General features: G+C 68.8%; 16 protein-coding genes. 8 read left to right on the forward strand and 8 right to left on the reverse strand.

Annotated elements, in window-relative coordinates; translation table 11 throughout:
• The first annotated feature begins 125 nt into the window (after window positions 1-125).
• The 3 genes from ETC07_RS10100 (at window position 126) to ETC07_RS10110 (ending at window position 2,161) form a co-directional block, all read left to right on the forward strand.
• The gene (locus ETC07_RS10100) at window positions 126-1,286 is read left to right on the forward strand and encodes an NAD(P)/FAD-dependent oxidoreductase (RefSeq protein WP_136248395.1); all 1,161 of its coding nucleotides are present in this window, start codon (window positions 126-128) and stop codon (window positions 1,284-1,286) included.
• A 167-nt stretch (window positions 1,287-1,453) separates the two neighbouring features.
• Window positions 1,454-1,729 (forward strand): HU family DNA-binding protein, encoded by a 276-nt coding sequence (locus tag ETC07_RS10105; RefSeq protein WP_136248396.1) that lies wholly within the window; start codon window positions 1,454-1,456, stop codon window positions 1,727-1,729.
• 75 nt (window positions 1,730-1,804) lie between these two features.
• Window positions 1,805-2,161 carry a hypothetical protein gene (locus ETC07_RS10110; RefSeq protein WP_136248397.1) on the forward strand — a complete coding sequence of 119 codons (357 nt, stop codon included), beginning with the start codon at window positions 1,805-1,807 and terminating at the stop codon, window positions 2,159-2,161.
• 164 nt (window positions 2,162-2,325) lie between these two features.
• Here ETC07_RS10110 and recG read toward each other — a convergent pair whose 3' ends face one another.
• Window positions 2,326-4,407 (reverse strand): ATP-dependent DNA helicase RecG, encoded by a 2,082-nt coding sequence (recG, locus tag ETC07_RS10115; RefSeq protein ID WP_136248398.1) that lies wholly within the window; start codon window positions 4,405-4,407, stop codon window positions 2,326-2,328.
• Window positions 4,404-5,324 carry a hydrogen peroxide-inducible genes activator gene (locus ETC07_RS10120; RefSeq protein ID WP_136248399.1) on the reverse strand — a complete coding sequence of 307 codons (921 nt, stop codon included), beginning with the start codon at window positions 5,322-5,324 and terminating at the stop codon, window positions 4,404-4,406. Before ETC07_RS10120 ends, recG begins: the two co-directional genes overlap by 4 nt.
• A 99-nt stretch (window positions 5,325-5,423) precedes the next feature.
• On the opposite strand from ETC07_RS10120, the gene ETC07_RS10125 reads away from it, so the two are divergent.
• A complete protein-coding gene (locus ETC07_RS10125; RefSeq protein WP_136248400.1) occupies window positions 5,424-6,296 on the forward strand; it encodes an SDR family oxidoreductase in 873 nt (290 codons plus the stop codon).
• Here ETC07_RS10125 and thpR read toward each other — a convergent pair.
• The 5 genes from thpR to gmk form a co-directional block, all read right to left on the reverse strand.
• Window positions 6,293-6,817: an RNA 2',3'-cyclic phosphodiesterase gene (thpR, locus tag ETC07_RS10130; RefSeq protein ID WP_136248401.1), complete on the reverse strand. Its 525-nt coding sequence runs from the start codon at window positions 6,815-6,817 to the stop codon at window positions 6,293-6,295. The genes ETC07_RS10125 and thpR overlap by 4 nt on opposite strands.
• An 8-nt stretch (window positions 6,818-6,825) precedes the next feature.
• Window positions 6,826-7,215 (reverse strand): RidA family protein, encoded by a 390-nt coding sequence (locus ETC07_RS10135; RefSeq protein WP_136248402.1) that lies wholly within the window; start codon window positions 7,213-7,215, stop codon window positions 6,826-6,828.
• Between the two features lie 93 nt (window positions 7,216-7,308).
• The gene (locus tag ETC07_RS10140) at window positions 7,309-9,441 is read right to left on the reverse strand and encodes a RelA/SpoT family protein (protein WP_136248403.1); all 2,133 of its coding nucleotides are present in this window, start codon (window positions 9,439-9,441) and stop codon (window positions 7,309-7,311) included.
• 54 nt (window positions 9,442-9,495) lie between these two features.
• On the reverse strand, window positions 9,496-9,759 hold the full coding sequence (gene rpoZ, locus ETC07_RS10145) for a DNA-directed RNA polymerase subunit omega (RefSeq protein WP_136248404.1): 264 nt from the start codon (window positions 9,757-9,759) through the stop codon (window positions 9,496-9,498).
• A gap of 127 nt (window positions 9,760-9,886) precedes the next feature.
• Window positions 9,887-10,501: a guanylate kinase gene (gene gmk / locus ETC07_RS10150; RefSeq protein ID WP_136248405.1), complete on the reverse strand. Its 615-nt coding sequence runs from the start codon at window positions 10,499-10,501 to the stop codon at window positions 9,887-9,889.
• Window positions 10,502-10,688: 187 nt separating this feature from the next.
• On the opposite strand from gmk, the gene ETC07_RS10155 reads away from it, so the two are divergent.
• The 4 genes from ETC07_RS10155 to ETC07_RS10170 are packed head-to-tail and all read left to right on the forward strand — an operon-like array spanning window position 10,689 to window position 13,312.
• Window positions 10,689-11,333 carry a lysophospholipid acyltransferase family protein gene (locus ETC07_RS10155; RefSeq protein WP_136248406.1) on the forward strand — a complete coding sequence of 215 codons (645 nt, stop codon included), beginning with the start codon at window positions 10,689-10,691 and terminating at the stop codon, window positions 11,331-11,333.
• Window positions 11,330-12,280: a phosphatidate cytidylyltransferase gene (locus tag ETC07_RS10160; RefSeq protein ID WP_136248407.1), complete on the forward strand. Its 951-nt coding sequence runs from the start codon at window positions 11,330-11,332 to the stop codon at window positions 12,278-12,280. Before ETC07_RS10155 ends, ETC07_RS10160 begins: the two co-directional genes overlap by 4 nt.
• On the forward strand, window positions 12,277-12,654 hold the full coding sequence (locus ETC07_RS10165) for a hypothetical protein (protein ID WP_205742537.1): 378 nt from the start codon (window positions 12,277-12,279) through the stop codon (window positions 12,652-12,654). The genes ETC07_RS10160 and ETC07_RS10165 overlap by 4 nt, the downstream gene beginning before the upstream one ends.
• A gap of 1 nt (window position 12,655) precedes the next feature.
• Window positions 12,656-13,312, forward strand: a complete 657-nt coding sequence (locus ETC07_RS10170; RefSeq protein WP_136248409.1) for a CDP-alcohol phosphatidyltransferase family protein — start codon at window positions 12,656-12,658, stop codon at window positions 13,310-13,312.
• Window positions 13,313-13,331: 19 nt separating this feature from the next.
• Here the strand turns inward: ETC07_RS10170 and ETC07_RS10175 are convergent, their stop codons facing one another.
• Window positions 13,332-14,543 carry an MFS transporter gene (locus ETC07_RS10175; RefSeq protein WP_136248410.1) on the reverse strand — a complete coding sequence of 404 codons (1,212 nt, stop codon included), beginning with the start codon at window positions 14,541-14,543 and terminating at the stop codon, window positions 13,332-13,334.
• Window positions 14,544-14,562: the final 19 nt, after the last annotated feature.

Genomic DNA, 14,562 nt, shown 5'->3' on the forward strand with positions numbered 1-14,562 from the left:
GCCGCCAGGGGGCGCCATCGGGGAGCGAGGGCTGGGCGGTGATTCACTGCGCGACTCCGCGTCCAATGCAAGGGGCGGCTAGTGTACCATGTCGGGCCGTCGCGCCCCTTGCAGCGAGGAGCCCCATGAGCGCACCCCTGACGATCATCGGTTCCGGCATGGCCGGGCTGGGCCTGGCACGCCAGGTCCGGGCCCGGCAGCCGGAGCAACCGATTACCCTGATCACCGCCGACGGTGGCGAGGACTATTCCAAGCCGCTGCTCTCCACCGGCTTCGCCAAGCGCCTGCCGCCCGAACGCCTGGCCGCGCGCAGCGCCCTGGAGGCGGCCGAGTCGCTGGGTGTGGTGATGCGCCCGCGGACCCGCGTCGAGGCCATCGACCCGGCCGCGCGTACCCTGAGCATCGGCGCCGAACGGTTGCCCTGGGGCGAGCTGGTGCTGGCCACCGGGGCCGCGCCCGAGCCGCCCTTCGCGGTCCCCGAGGCGCTGGCCGGCCGGGTCTATACCATCAATGATCTCGACGACTATCGCGGCTTCCATGCCGCCCTGGCGGCGCTCGGCCGACCGGCCCGGATCGCCATCGTCGGCATCGGCCTGGTGGGCTGTGAGTTCGCCAACGACCTGAGCGCCGGCGGCCATCGGGTCGAGCTGGTGGCCCCGGAGGCCACGCCGCTGCCGCGGTTGCTGCCCGAACCGCTGGGCCTGGCGCTGGGTGAGGCCTTCGTCGAGGCCGGCATCACGCTACACACCGGGCGAACGGTCGACGGCCTGGCGCCCGAGGGCGAGCGGGTGGCACTGGGGCTGGACGATGGCAGTCGCCTCGCGGCCGATCTGGTGCTGGTCGCCACCGGGCTTCGGCCGCGCAGCGGGCTGGCCGAGGCCGCCGGGCTGGCCGTGGGCCCGGCCGGCATCCTCGTCGACCGTCATCTTGCCACCTCGGCTCCCGGCATTCACGCCCTGGGCGATGTCGCCTGCGTCGATGGCCTCAACGCCATGTACGTTCAACCGCTGCAGGCCGGCGCCAAGGCGCTGGCCGCCACCCTCGCCGGTACGCCGACGGCGGTGCGCTATGGCCCCTGGCCGGTGCTGGTGAAGACGCCGTTGTTGCCGGTAGTCTCGCTGCCGCCGATCACGCGGCCCGCGCGCTGGCGCATCGAGGGCGAGGGGGCGGATCTCACCGCCTTGGCCGAGGATGAAGACGGACGTTTGATCGGATTTGCGTTGACAGGCGCCTGCGTGCGTCGGAAAGTCGAACTGGCGCGCGCTGCACCGCCATTGCTAGGCTAGTGACGTCAACGACGGCGTCCCCCGGAATTCCGGGCTTGGCCGCAGCGTTGCGACAAGGCCCCATCCGCATGTTGCCTGGTCGGCGGCATACGAGTGGAGCATGAATCATCGCGAACAATAACGCGGCCGATGGGATCATCGGCAGGATGTCTAACCAGGAGGGCTGTATGCGCAAACCAGAACTCGCCGCGGCGATCGCCGAGCGTTCCGATCTTTCCAAGGACAAGGCCAGCCAGGTGCTGAACGTCATTCTCGACGAGATCACCGGCAGCGTGTCCGACGGCAAGGACGTATCGCTGATCGGTTTCGGTACCTTCACCGTGCGCGAGCGTGCCGCCCGCACCGGCAAGAATCCCCAGACCGGCGAATCCCTAACGATTCCGGCCAGCAAGACCGTGGCCTTCAAGCCGGGTAAGGGTCTCAAGGACGCCGTCGCCAAGTAAGGCGTCATGCGCGGCTCGACCCTCGAGCCGCGTGGTTCCCCCCCATCTTGTTCATTTCTGGCTAACGGTGTCCCAATGAAGCTACGCCTGATGCTGTGGGTGCTCGGCGTGCTGCTCAAGCGTGCGCTGAGACGCAAGCCTGCCTTCCGCAACCGTTTGGATGAGCTGCGCCGCCTCGATTGGGGGATCGCGACCGAGGATCTCGCCATCGCCCGGCATTACCGGATGTCGCCCAAGGGTATCGAGACCGGGGCCGGTCTGCCGGTGGATCTGGACCTGGAGCTGCGCTTCGAGGATGTCGACAGCGCGATCCGGGTACTCAGGAAGCCCACCCAGAAGGCCTTCCTCGACGGCATGATGGCCGGCCGCGTGCGGCTGGTCGGCGATGCCAAGGATCTCGAACGGCTGCAGGGGCTGCTGAAGCACTTGTAAGCGCCGAGCCACAAGCAACCCCCGAAGGCTAAACCTTCGGGGGTTGCTTGTGGCTCGGGAGATCTCACGCTGCTGACTTGCAGCTTGCAGCTTGCAGCTTGCAGCTTGCAGCTTGCAGCTTGCAGCTTGCAGCTTGCAGCTTGCAGCTTGCAGCTTGCGGCGTCTCAGACCTGCCCGTAGCGCCCGGCTTCTTCGCCCAGCCAGCGGCGGATCAACGGTCGACTGGCCTCGGGGTGCTCGGCCAGCAGTGCCTCGGCCAGCGGCGAGATGCGCGGCAGCAGGTCGGCATCGCGCTCCAGGTCGGCGATCTTCATCTGTGCGAGCCCTGTCTGGCGGGTGCCCAGCACCTCGCCGGGGCCGCGAATCTCCAGGTCCTGCTCGGCGATGCGGAAGCCATCGGTGGTCTCGCGCATCACCGTCAGCCGCTTGCGCGAGTGGTCCGACAGCGGCGGATGATAGAGCAGCACGCAGAAGCTCGCCGTGGCACCGCGGCCGACCCGGCCGCGCAGCTGGTGCAGCTGGGAGAGCCCCAGCCGCTCGGGGTTCTCGATGATCATCAGGCTGGCGTTGGGCACATCGACGCCGACCTCGATCACCGTGGTGGCGACCAGGAGGTCCAGCTCGCCGGCCTGGAAGGCCGCCATCACCTCGGCCTTCTCGGTGGCCTTCATGCGTCCGTGGACCAGGCCGACGGCGAGTTCCGGCAGCGCCTCGACGAGTTCGTTGCGGCTGGCTTCGGCGGCCTGGCACTGCAGCGCCTCGGATTCCTCGATCAGGGTGCAGACCCAGTAGGCTTGGCGGCCTTCGGCGCAGGCGTGGCGAATCCGCTCGACCACCTCGGGGCGCCGTTCATCGGGCATCGCTACCGTCTTCACCGGGGTGCGGCCGGGCGGCAGCTCGTCGATCACCGAGACATCCAGGTCGGCGTAGGCGCTCATCGCCAGGGTGCGGGGAATCGGCGTGGCGGTCATCACCAGCTGGTGGGGTGTCAGCCCACCGGCCTCGCCCTTCTCGCGCAGCGCCAGGCGCTGGTGGACGCCGAAGCGATGCTGTTCGTCGATGATCGCCAGCCCCAGACGCTGGAAATGAACGTCGCCCTGGAACAGCGCGTGGGTGCCGATCACCATCTGCGCGCGGCCATCGAGGATCGCCGCCTTGGCGTCGAGGCGCGCCTTGCCCTTGAGCTTGCCGGCCAGCCAGGCCACCTCGATGCCGAGCGGCTCGAACCAGGCCTTGAAGGCGCGGTAGTGCTGTTCGGCGAGCAGCTCGGTGGGCGCCATCATCGCCGCCTGGCAGCCGCCGGCGATGGCCGACAGCGCGACCATGGCGGCGACTACCGTCTTGCCCGAGCCCACGTCGCCCTGTACCAGCCGCAGCATGGGCCGCTCCTCGGCCAGGTCGGCGCGGATCTCGTCGAGCACCCGGCGCTGGGCGCCGGTCAACGAGAACGGCAGTTGGGTGAGGAAGCGGGCCTGCAGGCCGCGGCCGTCGGACAGCGCCGGGGCGCCGTCCTCCTGGATGCGCAGGCGTACCTCGCGCAGGCTCAGCCGGTGGGCCAGTAGCTCCTCCAGGGCCAGCCGTCGCGTGGCCGGATGGTGGCCCTCGGCCAGTGCCTCGGGGTCGGCATCGGGCGGCGGATGGTGCAGCTCGCGCAGGCAGTCGTGCAGCTCGGGCAGCGCGTATCGCCGGCGCAGCGGCTCGGGCAGCCATTCCGGGAGGGCCTCGGGGGCTGCCTCGAGGCGCGTCAGTGCCTGGTCGATCAGGGCACGCAGCCGCGCCTGATGCAGGCCCTCGGTGGTCGGGTAGATGGGCGTCAGATGATCCTCGACCGGCGGGGCGCCTTCGCCGAGCAGGCGATACTCGGGATGATAGATCTCGAGCCCGGTGGCGCCGGCACGGGCCTCGCCGAAGACGCGCACCCGGGCCCCGGCCTGGAACTGCTGCTGCTGGGCCGGCGAGAAGTGGAAGAAGCGCAGGCTGAGGATGCCGGAGCCGTCGCGCAGCCGCACCAGCAGGCTGCGGCGCCGGCCGCGCACCACGTCGGCGGCCATCACCTCGCCCTCGACCACGGCCTCGTCGGCGGACCTCAGGCCAGCGACGGGGGTGATGCGGGTGCGGTCCTGGTAGCGCAGCGGCAGATGGAACAGCAGGTCGGCGACGGCATCGACGCCTAGCCGGGCGAGCTTGCCGGCCAGTGCCTCGCCGATGCCCTTGAGGTCGCTGACGGGGGCGTCGAGATCGCTCATGTCGGCTCGGTCGTGGCCGCGCGGCAGTGGGCGATGGCCTCGGTGAGCGAGTCGATGGCCCGGGGCCGCGGGAAGCTGGCGCGCCAGGCGATGGCCACGGTGCGCCCCGGGCCGGGAGGCGTGAACGGGCGGCTGGTCAGCAGGCCGCTCTCGTAGTGGCCGGTGCCGATCGCCGAGCGCGGCAGCACGGTGATGCCCAGGCCAGAGGCCACCATGTGGCGGATCGTTTCCAGCGAGCCGCCCTCGGCGGTCAGGGTGTTGTTGGGGCTGTTGAGCTTCTGGCTGATGGCCGGACAGGCCTCGAGGATCTGGTCGCGGAAGCAGTGCCCCTCGCCGAGCAGCAGCAGGCGTTCCTGCAGCAGTGCCTCCTTGTCGATGCTTTGGCGCCCGGTCCAGTCGTGGTCGGCGGGTATCAGCACGTCGAAAGCCTCCTCGTAGAGGGGCTTGGTCACTACGTCGGTCTCGGTGAAGGGCAGCGCCACGATGATCGCATCGAGCTCGCCGCTGCGCAGCTTGCGGCGCAGCTCGCCGGTGAAGCCTTCCTCGATATAGAGCGGCATCTGGGGCGCGCGGCGGGTCAGCTCGGGAATCAGGTGCGGAAACAGGTAGGGGCCGACGGTGTAGATGGCCCCGATGCGCAGGGGGCTTGCCAGCTGGTCGCGGCCGGCGCTGGCCAGCTCCTTGATCACGCTGCTCTGTTCCAGCACGCGCTGGGCCTGCTCGACGATCTTCGCACCCAGCGGCGTGACCTGTACGGTGGACTTGGAACGCTCGAACAGTGCCACGCCCAGCTCTTCCTCCAGCTTCTTGACGGCGACCGAGAGGGTCGGCTGGGACACGAAGCAGTGCTCGGCGGCGCGGCCGAAGTGGCGTTCCTGGGCCAGGGTTACGATGTAACGGAGTTCTGTTAGAGTCATTTCGGTGCCGGGGCTTCCTCGATAGTCGGTGTGTCGCGGGCCCCATCCATAGGGCACCCCAAGGGTCATAGGGACTTTTTATCAGGGGGCGAGGGAAAGTTGAAGACGACGACGCTGATTCTAGGCTGTGGGGATATCGGTACGACGCTGGGCAGTGAGCTCGCGGCGGGTGGCCATCGGGTCATCGGGGTGCGCCGCGATGCCGACAAACTGGCCGGCACCGGCCTCAAGGGGGTGTCGGCGGATCTTGGCGATGCCACGGCGCTGGCCGGGCTGCCGGATGCCGACATCCTGGTGTATGTGGTCAGTGCCGACCGCTTCGAGGAGACGGCCTATCGCGCGGCCTACCCCGACGGCCTCAAGGCGGTACTCGGCGAGTTCAGCGCTCGCAAGCGCCCGCCGAAGCATGTCTTCTTCGTGTCATCCACCAGCGTCTATGCCCAGCAGGACGGCGAGACGGTGGACGAGGCGAGCCCCGCCGAACCCAGCAGTTTCTCCGGGGTGCTGATGCGCGAGGCCGAGCAGGCGCTGATCGAGCATGCGCTGCCCGGCTCGGTGGTCCGCTTCTCCGGCATCTACGGGCCGGGCCGCGATCGCCTGATTCGCCAGGTCGGCGAGGGGCGCATCGCCGCCGCCACGCCGGCGATGTACTCCAACCGCATCCACCGTGACGACTGTGCCGGAGTGCTGACCCACCTCATCGGGTTGGCGCTGGCCGGCGAACCGCTGCACGAGCACTATCTCGCCAGCGACTGCGAACCGGTGCCGCTTCACGAGGTGATGGCCTGGCTGGCCAAGCAGCTCAAGGTCGAGGCCACCGAGACGATTCAGTCGCCGTTGCGGCGCCGCGCCAGCAAGCGCTGCGACAACGCCCGGCTGATCGAGAGCGGTTACCGTTTCCGCTTCCCGACCTTCCGCGAGGGTTATGCCCAGGTGCTGCGCGAGGGTGGCTACCTGCCGGTGACGCCCTAGTCCTCTTCTCCAGGCGGAGTGCTCGCCAGGCGGCGGTAGTGGCTGCCGCCGGGCGTGACGTCCGACTGGATCAGCTCGACACGGGCATACGCCCAGCTCAGCTCGATGGCCGGCAGGCCCGAGTCGGGTGGATGCGTGGCCCGGCGCAGCAGGGTGACATGGGGCACGAAGCGTGCGGGGCGTCCGTCGATACCGAGCCGCTCGAGGCCATCCCAGAGACGCTGCTGCAGGACGCTGAGCGCCGGCTCGGGGACTACGCCGCCGACCCAGATGATGCCCGGGCGCCGGAACTGGCCCCAGCGGTCGAGCCGCCAGTGGCCGGGCGAGGGGACGATGCCCGGCAGCCAATCGGCGAGGGCCGTGGCCTGGGCGCTAGACCGCTCGCCGAGGAAGGCGAGCGTGAGGTGAAGGTCGTCGTCCGGCATGCGCCGGCCGCCGCAGCGAGCCTGGGCGGCGTCGGCCAGGGTGCCCAGCCGCCGACGCAGGGCCGGCGGCGGTACCAGGGCCAGGAACAGGCGCATGGGGCGGCTTAGTCGCCGATGACCAGCACGGCTTCCGCCTCGACCTGGCTGCCCTTCGGCAGGGCCTTCACGCCCACCGCGGCACGCGCCGGATAGGGCGCATCGAAGAACTCTTCCATGATGCCGTTGACGATGGCGAAGTTGTCCAGGTCTACCAGGTAGAGGTTGAGCTTGACCACGTCCTTGAGGCCGCCGGCGGCTTCCTCGCAGACGGCCTTCAGGTTGGCGAAGACCTGGCGTGCCTGGGCCTCGAAGTCGTCGGAGACGATCTCCATGGAGGTCGGGTCCAGCGGGATCTGGCCGGACACGTAGACGGTGTTGCCGGCCTTGATGGCCTGGGAGTAGGGGCCGATGGCGGCGGGCGCCTGATCGGTGTTGATGACGGCCTTGTTGCTCATGGGGTGCTCCAGGTGTTGTTGGCGATAATCAGGGAATGACCAATGACGACGCCCCCGCCCGCCGCGCAAGACGGCGGGCGGGGGCGCATGGACTCAGTTGTCCAGTCGGGTGATCTTGCCGACGTGGGATAGATTGCGCAGGCGCTTGATGATGCGCGCCAGGTGTACGCGGTTGCGGACCGATAGGGTCAGGTTGACGATCGACAGCCGGGCGTCGCGTTCCTCGATGCCGATGCGCTCGATGTTGGCATCGGCGTCGGTGATCAGGCTGGCCAGCTCCGCGACCAGGCCGCGGCGGCTCTCGAGCTCCAGGCGCAGCGGTACCGGGAAATCTTCGCCGGAGGTCTCCGACCACTCGAGCGCGAAGCGCTTGTCCGGATCGCTCTTCAGCTCGGCCAGGTTACGGCACTCGGTGCGGTGGACGACGATGCCCTTGCCGACCGTGAGGTGGCCGATGACCGGGTCGCCGGGCAGCGGGTGGCAGCAGCGGGCAAACTTGATGACCATGCCCTCGGCGCCGCTGATCATGATCGGTTCCTGCGGCGGCTGGAGCTCGGTGGCCGGCAGCCGTTCGCCGTGTTGCAAGGCGACCAGACGGCGGGCCGCGACATAGGCGACCCGGGTGCCCAGGCCGATCGATTCCAGCAGGCTGTCCTCGTTCTTGACGTCGAGCTCGGCCAGCAGTGTCGCCAGCGAGCCGTCGGGCAGCTCCTCGAGGCTGCTTTCGAACTCTGCCAGCGACTTGTTGAGCAGCCGGCGGCCGAGCTGAATGGCCTCGTCCTGCTGCTGGTGCTTGAGGGCGTGGCGAATCGCCGAGCGCGCCTTGGCGGTGACCACCACGTTGAGCCAGGCCAGGTTGGGCCGGGCGCCGGGGGCGGTGATGATCTCCAGGGTCTGGCCGCTCTGGAGGCGCGAGGAGAGGGGTGCCAGGTGGCGGTCGATGCGACAGGCGATGCAACGGTTGCCGATATCGGTGTGCACGCTGTAGGCGAAGTCGATCACCGTGGCGCCCTGGGGCAGCTCCATGATGTCGCCCTTGGGGGTGAACACGTAGATATCGTCGGGGAACAGGTCGTTCTTGACGTGTTCGATGAACTCCAGCGAATCCCCGGCGTGGCGCTGCATCTCGAGCAGGCCCTTGATCCAGGAGCGAGCCCGGGCATGGCTGCCCTCGGCGATCGGATGGTCGGTCTGGCCGGCCTTGTACAGCCAGTGGGCGGCGATGCCGTTGTTGGCCATGGCCTCCATCTCGCGGGTGCGGATCTGCACCTCGATGGGCATGCCGCCGCTGCCGAACAGGGTGGTATGCAGGCTCTGGTAACCGTTGGCCTTGGGGATGGCGATGTAGTCCTTGAAGCGCCCGGGCACCGGCTTGTAGAGGTTATGGACCATGCCGAGGAGGCGATAGCAGCTGTCGACGTCGTCGGTCACGATGCGAAAGCCGAACACGTCCATGATCTCGGCGAATGACTTCTTCTGGTCGCGCATCTTCTTGTAGATCGACAGCAGATGCTTCTGGCGGCCCATCACCGAGCCGGCCAGGCCTTCCTCGTCGAGGCTGTTCTGCAGGCTGTCCTGGACCTGGCGAATCGCCGAGCGGCGATGGCCGCGGGCGCTGGCCACGGCCCGCTTGATGCGCTCGGCGCGCATCGGGTGGATGGCCTGGAACGAGAGGTCCTCGAGCTCGACGCGGATGGTGTTGATGCCCAACCGGTTGGCGATGCGCGCGTAGATCTCCAGCGTCTCGCGGGCGATGCGACGCTTCTTCTCCGGGCGCAGGGCGCCGAGGGTGCGCATATTGTGCAGCCGGTCGGCCAGCTTGACGATGATCACCCGGATGTCCCGGGACATCGCCATCACCATCTTCTGGAAGTTCTCGGCCTGGGCGACCGCCTTGTCCTCGAAGGTGATCTGGGTCAGTTTCGAGACGCCGTCGACCAGCTCCGCCACCGCCTCACCGAACTGCTCGGCGAGGGCCGGCTTGGAGACCCCGGTGTCCTCGATGACATCGTGCAGCATGGCGGCCATCAGGCTCTGATGGTCCATGTGCATGTTGGCCAGGATGTTGGCGACCGCCAGCGGGTGGGTCACATAGGGTTCGCCGGAGCGACGGCGCTGGCCGTCGTGGGCCTGCTCGGCGTAGTAGAAGGCACGCTTGACCTGCTGGATCTCGTCCGGGGGTAGATAGCCGCCGAGGCGGTCTGCCAGGTCATCGATGGTGAACATGCGGCGTGCCTTGAAGGTTGCGTGATGGCCGTGCGGTGGGGCTCGACGCCGTCATCACTCCTCGGCAGGAATGCCCGGCTCGCTGTCGGGACGCGGGCGCGGCGGCGCGGCCTCGATCGGCTCGTCCAGCACGCTGGAGTCGACCAGCCCGTCGGCGATCTCGCGCAGCGCCATCACGGTGGGCTTGTCGTTTTCCCAGGGCAGCAGGGCATCGCGGGAACCGCGCGCCAGCTGGCGGGAACGCTGGGAGGAGATCATCACCAGCTTGAAGCGGTTTTCGACGTTTTCCAGACAGTCTTCGACGGTGACTCGTGCCATGGATGCTTTCCTGAATGCTGACGGGTAAACCCCCGGCTGGCGTCGCTGCGCCCCGGGGGATTCACCGATGAATAGATAGGCTAGATTACTCGACGCCGAGCTGGCCTGACAAGCACTGCGGGTGTGCTCAGGCGAGCAGCGCCTCCAGCAGCGGGGCGTGGCGTTCGCGCACGCGCCGGGTGGTCAGGCGCCGGGCGATGATCAGCGCCTGGAGTTCGCGCTGGGCGGTGGCGAAGTCGTCGTTGATCACCACGTCATCGTACTCGTCATAGTGTGACATCTCGGTGATCGCCTCGCGCATGCGCGAGGCGATCACCGCATGCTCGTCGGTGCCACGGCCGGACAGGCGGCGCTCCAGTTCTTCCCGCGAGGGCGGCAGGATGAAGATCGACACCGCCTCGGGCAACTGTTCGCGGACCTGGCGGGCGCCCTGCCAGTCGATCTCGAGGATCACATCCTGGCCGGCGGCCAGCCGCTCCTCCACGGCGCGGCGCGAGGTGCCGTAGTAGTTGTCGAAGACCCGGGCGTGTTCGAAGAAGTCACCCTCGGCGATCATGCGCTCGAACTCGGTACGCTCGACGAAGTGATAGTTCACGCCATCGGTCTCGCCTTCGCGGCGCGGCCGGGTGGTATGCGAGACCGAAACCTGGAGGCCATCGAGGCTTTCGACCAGTTCATGGACCAGGCTGGTCTTGCCGGCGCCGGACGGGGCGGAAACGATGAAGAGCGTACCTTGAGACATGGGCATGCGTCCCTGATGTGGCGACGTAGAGTCGAGCGACTGCGGAAAGGGGCGGAGTATCGCACAATGGCTGTCTTGCCTGCACCCGGGCCGTCTTTCCCGTTCTCGCGGCCCGCGGTGAGCGCTTCTCAAAGAGGGTGGCCGGTGCCATGCTGGCGTCATCATGCCAAGGGCGATGAGGGGTGTCATGCGGGAACTGTGTGCTCGAATAACGGCGGTGCTGATCCGCCTGTGTGCGCGCTTCATCACCTCGGTACGCGCCGTGTGGGCGGGTGTCGAGCCGGTGGGCCGCCAGCGTGTGTACTTCGCCAATCACGCCAGCCACGGCGACTTCATCCTGGTATGGACCTGCCTGCCGCCGCGGCTGCGGCGTGACGCTCGCCCGGTGGCGGGGGCCGATTACTGGCTCGCCTCGCCCCTCAAGCGCTGGTTGATCCGTGATGTCTTCGACGCGGTGCTGATCGATCGCGACCCGGCGACCCGCCGCGAGGATCCCATCGCCGCCATGGGCGCGGCCCTCGACGACGGCGCTTCGCTTATCCTGTTTCCCGAGGGCACGCGCAACCCGGGTGGCGAGCACCTGCAGCCGTTCAAGAGTGGCCTCTATCATCTGGCCGCGGCCCACCCACGGATCGAGCTGGTGCCGGTGTGGATCGCCAACCTCAACCGGGTGATGCCCAAGGGCGAAGTGGTGCCGATTCCGCTGATCTGCACGGTGACCTTCGGCGCGCCGCTGTGGCTCGCGGCGGGTGAGGCCAAGGCCGACTTCCTGGCGCGGGCGGCCGGCGCCCTCGCCGAGCTGGCGCCGGAACCCAAGGAGGAGGGCCGATGACCACCATGCACCCCGACCTGATCACGCTGTTGGCCGGCATCGGCGGACTGCTGGTGGTCGCCTCGTTGATCGGCTATGGCCTGCAGCGTCGTTATTCGCCGCGGGGCGATCATGACGTCATCGAGAACCTCAATGCTCGCATCCGCGCCTGGTGGATCATGGTGGTGCTGATGGCGCTGGCCTTCCTGGGCGGCAAGAGCGGGGTGGTGATCCTGTTCGCCTTCGCCTCCTTCTCGGCGCTGCGCGAGTTCATCACCCTGGCCAGCGCCCGGCGCGCCGACCACTGGGCGCTGGCCACCGCCTTCTTCGTGGTGGTACCGGTGCAGTACGCGCTGATCTGGAGCGAGTACTACGGCGTCTACTCGATCTTCATCCCGGTCTATGCCTTCCTGCTGTTGCCGATCATCGCCACCCTGCGTGGCGACAGCCGCGATTTCCTGGTGCGCATCGCCGAGGTCCAGTGGGCGCTGATGATCTGCGTGTTCTGCGTCTCGCATGTGCCCGCGCTGTTGAGCCTTGAGATTCCCGGCTTCGAAGGGCGTAACGTGCTGCTGATCGCCTTCCTGATCGTGGTGGTGCAGTTGAGTGATGTGCTGCAGTACGTGTGGGGCAAGCTCTGCGGACGGCGCAAGATCGCCCCACGGCTGTCGCCATCGAAGACCGTCGAGGGCTTCCTGGGCGGCGTGGTCAGTGCCACCGCCATCGGTGCGGGTCTGGCCTGGATGACGCCCTTCGGCGTCTGGGCGGCGGCGGGACTGGCGCTGATGATCGCCCTGCTCGGCTTCTGCGGTGGGCTGGTGATGTCGGCCATCAAGCGTGATCGTGGAATCAAGGACTGGGGGCACCTGATCGAGGGCCATGGCGGCTTCATCGATCGCCTCGACTCGGTGGTGTTCGCGGCGCCGATCTTCTTCCACGTGGTGCGCTACGGCTGGTCGCTTTCGTGAGCCGTGGGCTCGGCAGCACGCCGCTGCACCTGCTGTTCGCCTTCGTCGCCATGGGCGGCTGGGCCGGGTGGGCCAACGCCGCCTACCCGGCCCCCGAGCCGCTGGTCGCGGGGCTGCTTCAGGGCACGCTCTCGGCGGCCCTCACGCTGTATCTGAAGCACGCCGTCGAGTGGCTTGCCGCCCGCACGCGGGGGCACGTGGCGCTATGGCTGCCGCCGTTGGGCGCACTGGCCGGTTCGGCCGGCGTGCTGGTGGGGCTGCATGCCCTGGCCGGCACCCCGGCGCTGCTGGTGACCGTCGCCGTCCCGCTGCTGGTCTCCGGCAGCTATGTGACGCTCTATCACCTCGCCCTATGGCGTTCAGGGAGGACCTGACATGACTCACCCCACCGATCGACGCCCGCTGGCCAGCCGCGATACCGGCTGGGCCCGGCGTATCAGCCGGCGCCTGGCACGCACCGCCCTCACGCCCAATCAGGTGTCGAGGGCGAGCATGCTCATGGCGCTGGTGGCGTGCCTGGCCTTCTGGGCCTCCGCGCATGCCGAGGGCGTCGGCAGGGCGCTGTGGCTGGTGGTCGCGGTGCTGGGCTGCCAGGCGCGCCTGCTGTGTAACCTCTTCGACGGCATGCTGGCCATCGAGTCCGGCAAGGCGTCGCCCACCGGGGCGTTGTGGAACGAGGCACCCGACCGGGTCGCGGACCTCCTGATCCTGGTGGGGGCGGGGCTCGCCATCGGGGTGCCGAGCCTGGGCTGGGCGGCGGCGGCCATGGCGATCCTGACCGCCTACGTGCGGGCCTTCGGGGACAGCCTCGGCCACCGCGGCGACTTCGGCGGGCCCATGGCCAAGCCGCAGCGCATGGCGGTGGTGACGCTCGGCGCCTTGATCGCCGCGTTGGCGCCTCTCTGGGGAGGCCGCGACGAGCCGCTGTGGCTGGCGCTGTGGATTATCCTGCTGGGCGGCGGGCTGACCGCCGGCTTGCGGGTGCGACGGCTACACCGACGCTTGCGGGAAGGCGGTGAAGGCGAAACATGAGCCGGCACCGCCAGGAGGCTCAGCCGGCGTCGTCAGAGGCCGAGCGGGCGGCGAGATGACGGCGCTCGACCCGCAGCCCCAGCAGGAAGAGCAGCAGGCCTCCCAGCGCCAGGCCGGCGCCGACCAGGCCGCTGGCCGACCAGACCGCGCCGCTCTTGATCACTACCGCGGCCAGCCAGGCGCCGAGGGCGTTGGCGCAATTGAAGGCGGCGTGGTTCATCGAGGCGGCCATGGTCTGGGCGTCGCCGGCGACGTCCATCAGCCGGGTCTGCAGCGCCGGCCCCAGCGCCATGCTGGTGCCCACCAGGCCGACGAACAGCAGCCCGGTGAGCAGGTGGTCGGCGGCGAAGAAGAAACCGCCCTGGATGACCAGGCACCACACCAGGATGCGGGGAATCGACTTCAGCAGGTCCTTGTCGGCCAGCCGCGCGCCGACCAGGTTGCCAAGGATGGTGCCGATGCCGAAGATCGCCAGCACCCAGGGCCCCATCGTTTCACGCATGCCGGCCTGGGCGGAAAGGGTCGGCACCACGTAGCTGAATACCGCGAACATGCCACCGAAGCCGACACTGGCCACGCCCAGGGTGAAGAGCACGCGTTGCTTGAGCAGGGCGGAGAGCTCGCGCTTGGGGCTGGCATGAGGGTCATGGGGTTGGCGCGGCACCCATAGACGAATCAGCACACTGGTGGCCAGGGCGATGGCGCCGACGCCGAGGAAGGCGCTCTGCCAGCCCAGCCCGTGGCCGACCCAGGTGGCGAATGGGGCGCCGACCACGATGGCGCTGGTCAGCCCCAGCATCACCCGGCTGACCGCCCGGGCGCGTTGTTCGATCGGCACCGCCCCCGCGGCGACCAGGGCGGCGATGCCGAAGTAGGCGCCATGGGGCAGGCCGGCCAGGAAGCGCAGCCCGACGAAGGGCCAGAAGCTGGTCGCCAGGGCGCTGGCGACATTGCCGACGGCGAACACCAGCATCAGGGCGATGAGCAGCGTATGGCGTGGCACCCGGGCGGCCAGTGCCGAGATCAGCGGTGCGCCGACCACCACGCCCAGCGCATAGCTGGAGATGGCGTAGCCGACGTCGGCGGGGGCCACCTGGAGGTCGCTGGCGACCCGCTCCAGCAGTCCCATGATCACGAACTCGCTGGTGCCGATGCCGAAGCCGCCGAGGGCTAATGCCAGCTCGGCCAGGCGGGGATGACGCGCGGCGGCGCCGGCGGGGGGGGACGACATGACGAACCTCCGTCGATAA

It is taken from the genome of Halomonas borealis, assembly GCF_004798905.1.
GTDB classification, from domain to species: domain Bacteria; phylum Pseudomonadota; class Gammaproteobacteria; order Pseudomonadales; family Halomonadaceae; genus Halomonas; species Halomonas borealis.

Coding starts and splice junctions, on each gene's coding strand:
- ETC07_RS10100 (WP_136248395.1), top strand. CDS start 126: ATGAGCGCACCCCTGACGATCATCGGTTCCGGCATGGCCGGGCTGGGC.
- ETC07_RS10105 (WP_136248396.1), top strand. CDS start 1,454: ATGCGCAAACCAGAACTCGCCGCGGCGATCGCCGAGCGTTCCGATCTT.
- ETC07_RS10110 (WP_136248397.1), top strand. CDS start 1,805: ATGAAGCTACGCCTGATGCTGTGGGTGCTCGGCGTGCTGCTCAAGCGT.
- recG (WP_136248398.1), bottom strand. CDS start 4,407: ATGAGCGATCTCGACGCCCCCGTCAGCGACCTCAAGGGCATCGGCGAG.
- ETC07_RS10120 (WP_136248399.1), bottom strand. CDS start 5,324: ATGACTCTAACAGAACTCCGTTACATCGTAACCCTGGCCCAGGAACGC.
- thpR (WP_136248401.1), bottom strand. CDS start 6,817: ATGCGCCTGTTCCTGGCCCTGGTACCGCCGCCGGCCCTGCGTCGGCGG.
- ETC07_RS10135 (WP_136248402.1), bottom strand. CDS start 7,215: ATGAGCAACAAGGCCGTCATCAACACCGATCAGGCGCCCGCCGCCATC.
- ETC07_RS10140 (WP_136248403.1), bottom strand. CDS start 9,441: ATGTTCACCATCGATGACCTGGCAGACCGCCTCGGCGGCTATCTACCC.
- rpoZ (WP_136248404.1), bottom strand. CDS start 9,759: ATGGCACGAGTCACCGTCGAAGACTGTCTGGAAAACGTCGAAAACCGC.
- gmk (WP_136248405.1), bottom strand. CDS start 10,501: ATGTCTCAAGGTACGCTCTTCATCGTTTCCGCCCCGTCCGGCGCCGGC.
- ETC07_RS10155 (WP_136248406.1), top strand. CDS start 10,689: ATGCGGGAACTGTGTGCTCGAATAACGGCGGTGCTGATCCGCCTGTGT.
- ETC07_RS10160 (WP_136248407.1), top strand. CDS start 11,330: ATGACCACCATGCACCCCGACCTGATCACGCTGTTGGCCGGCATCGGC.
- ETC07_RS10170 (WP_136248409.1), top strand. CDS start 12,656: ATGACTCACCCCACCGATCGACGCCCGCTGGCCAGCCGCGATACCGGC.
- ETC07_RS10175 (WP_136248410.1), bottom strand. CDS start 14,543: ATGTCGTCCCCCCCCGCCGGCGCCGCCGCGCGTCATCCCCGCCTGGCC.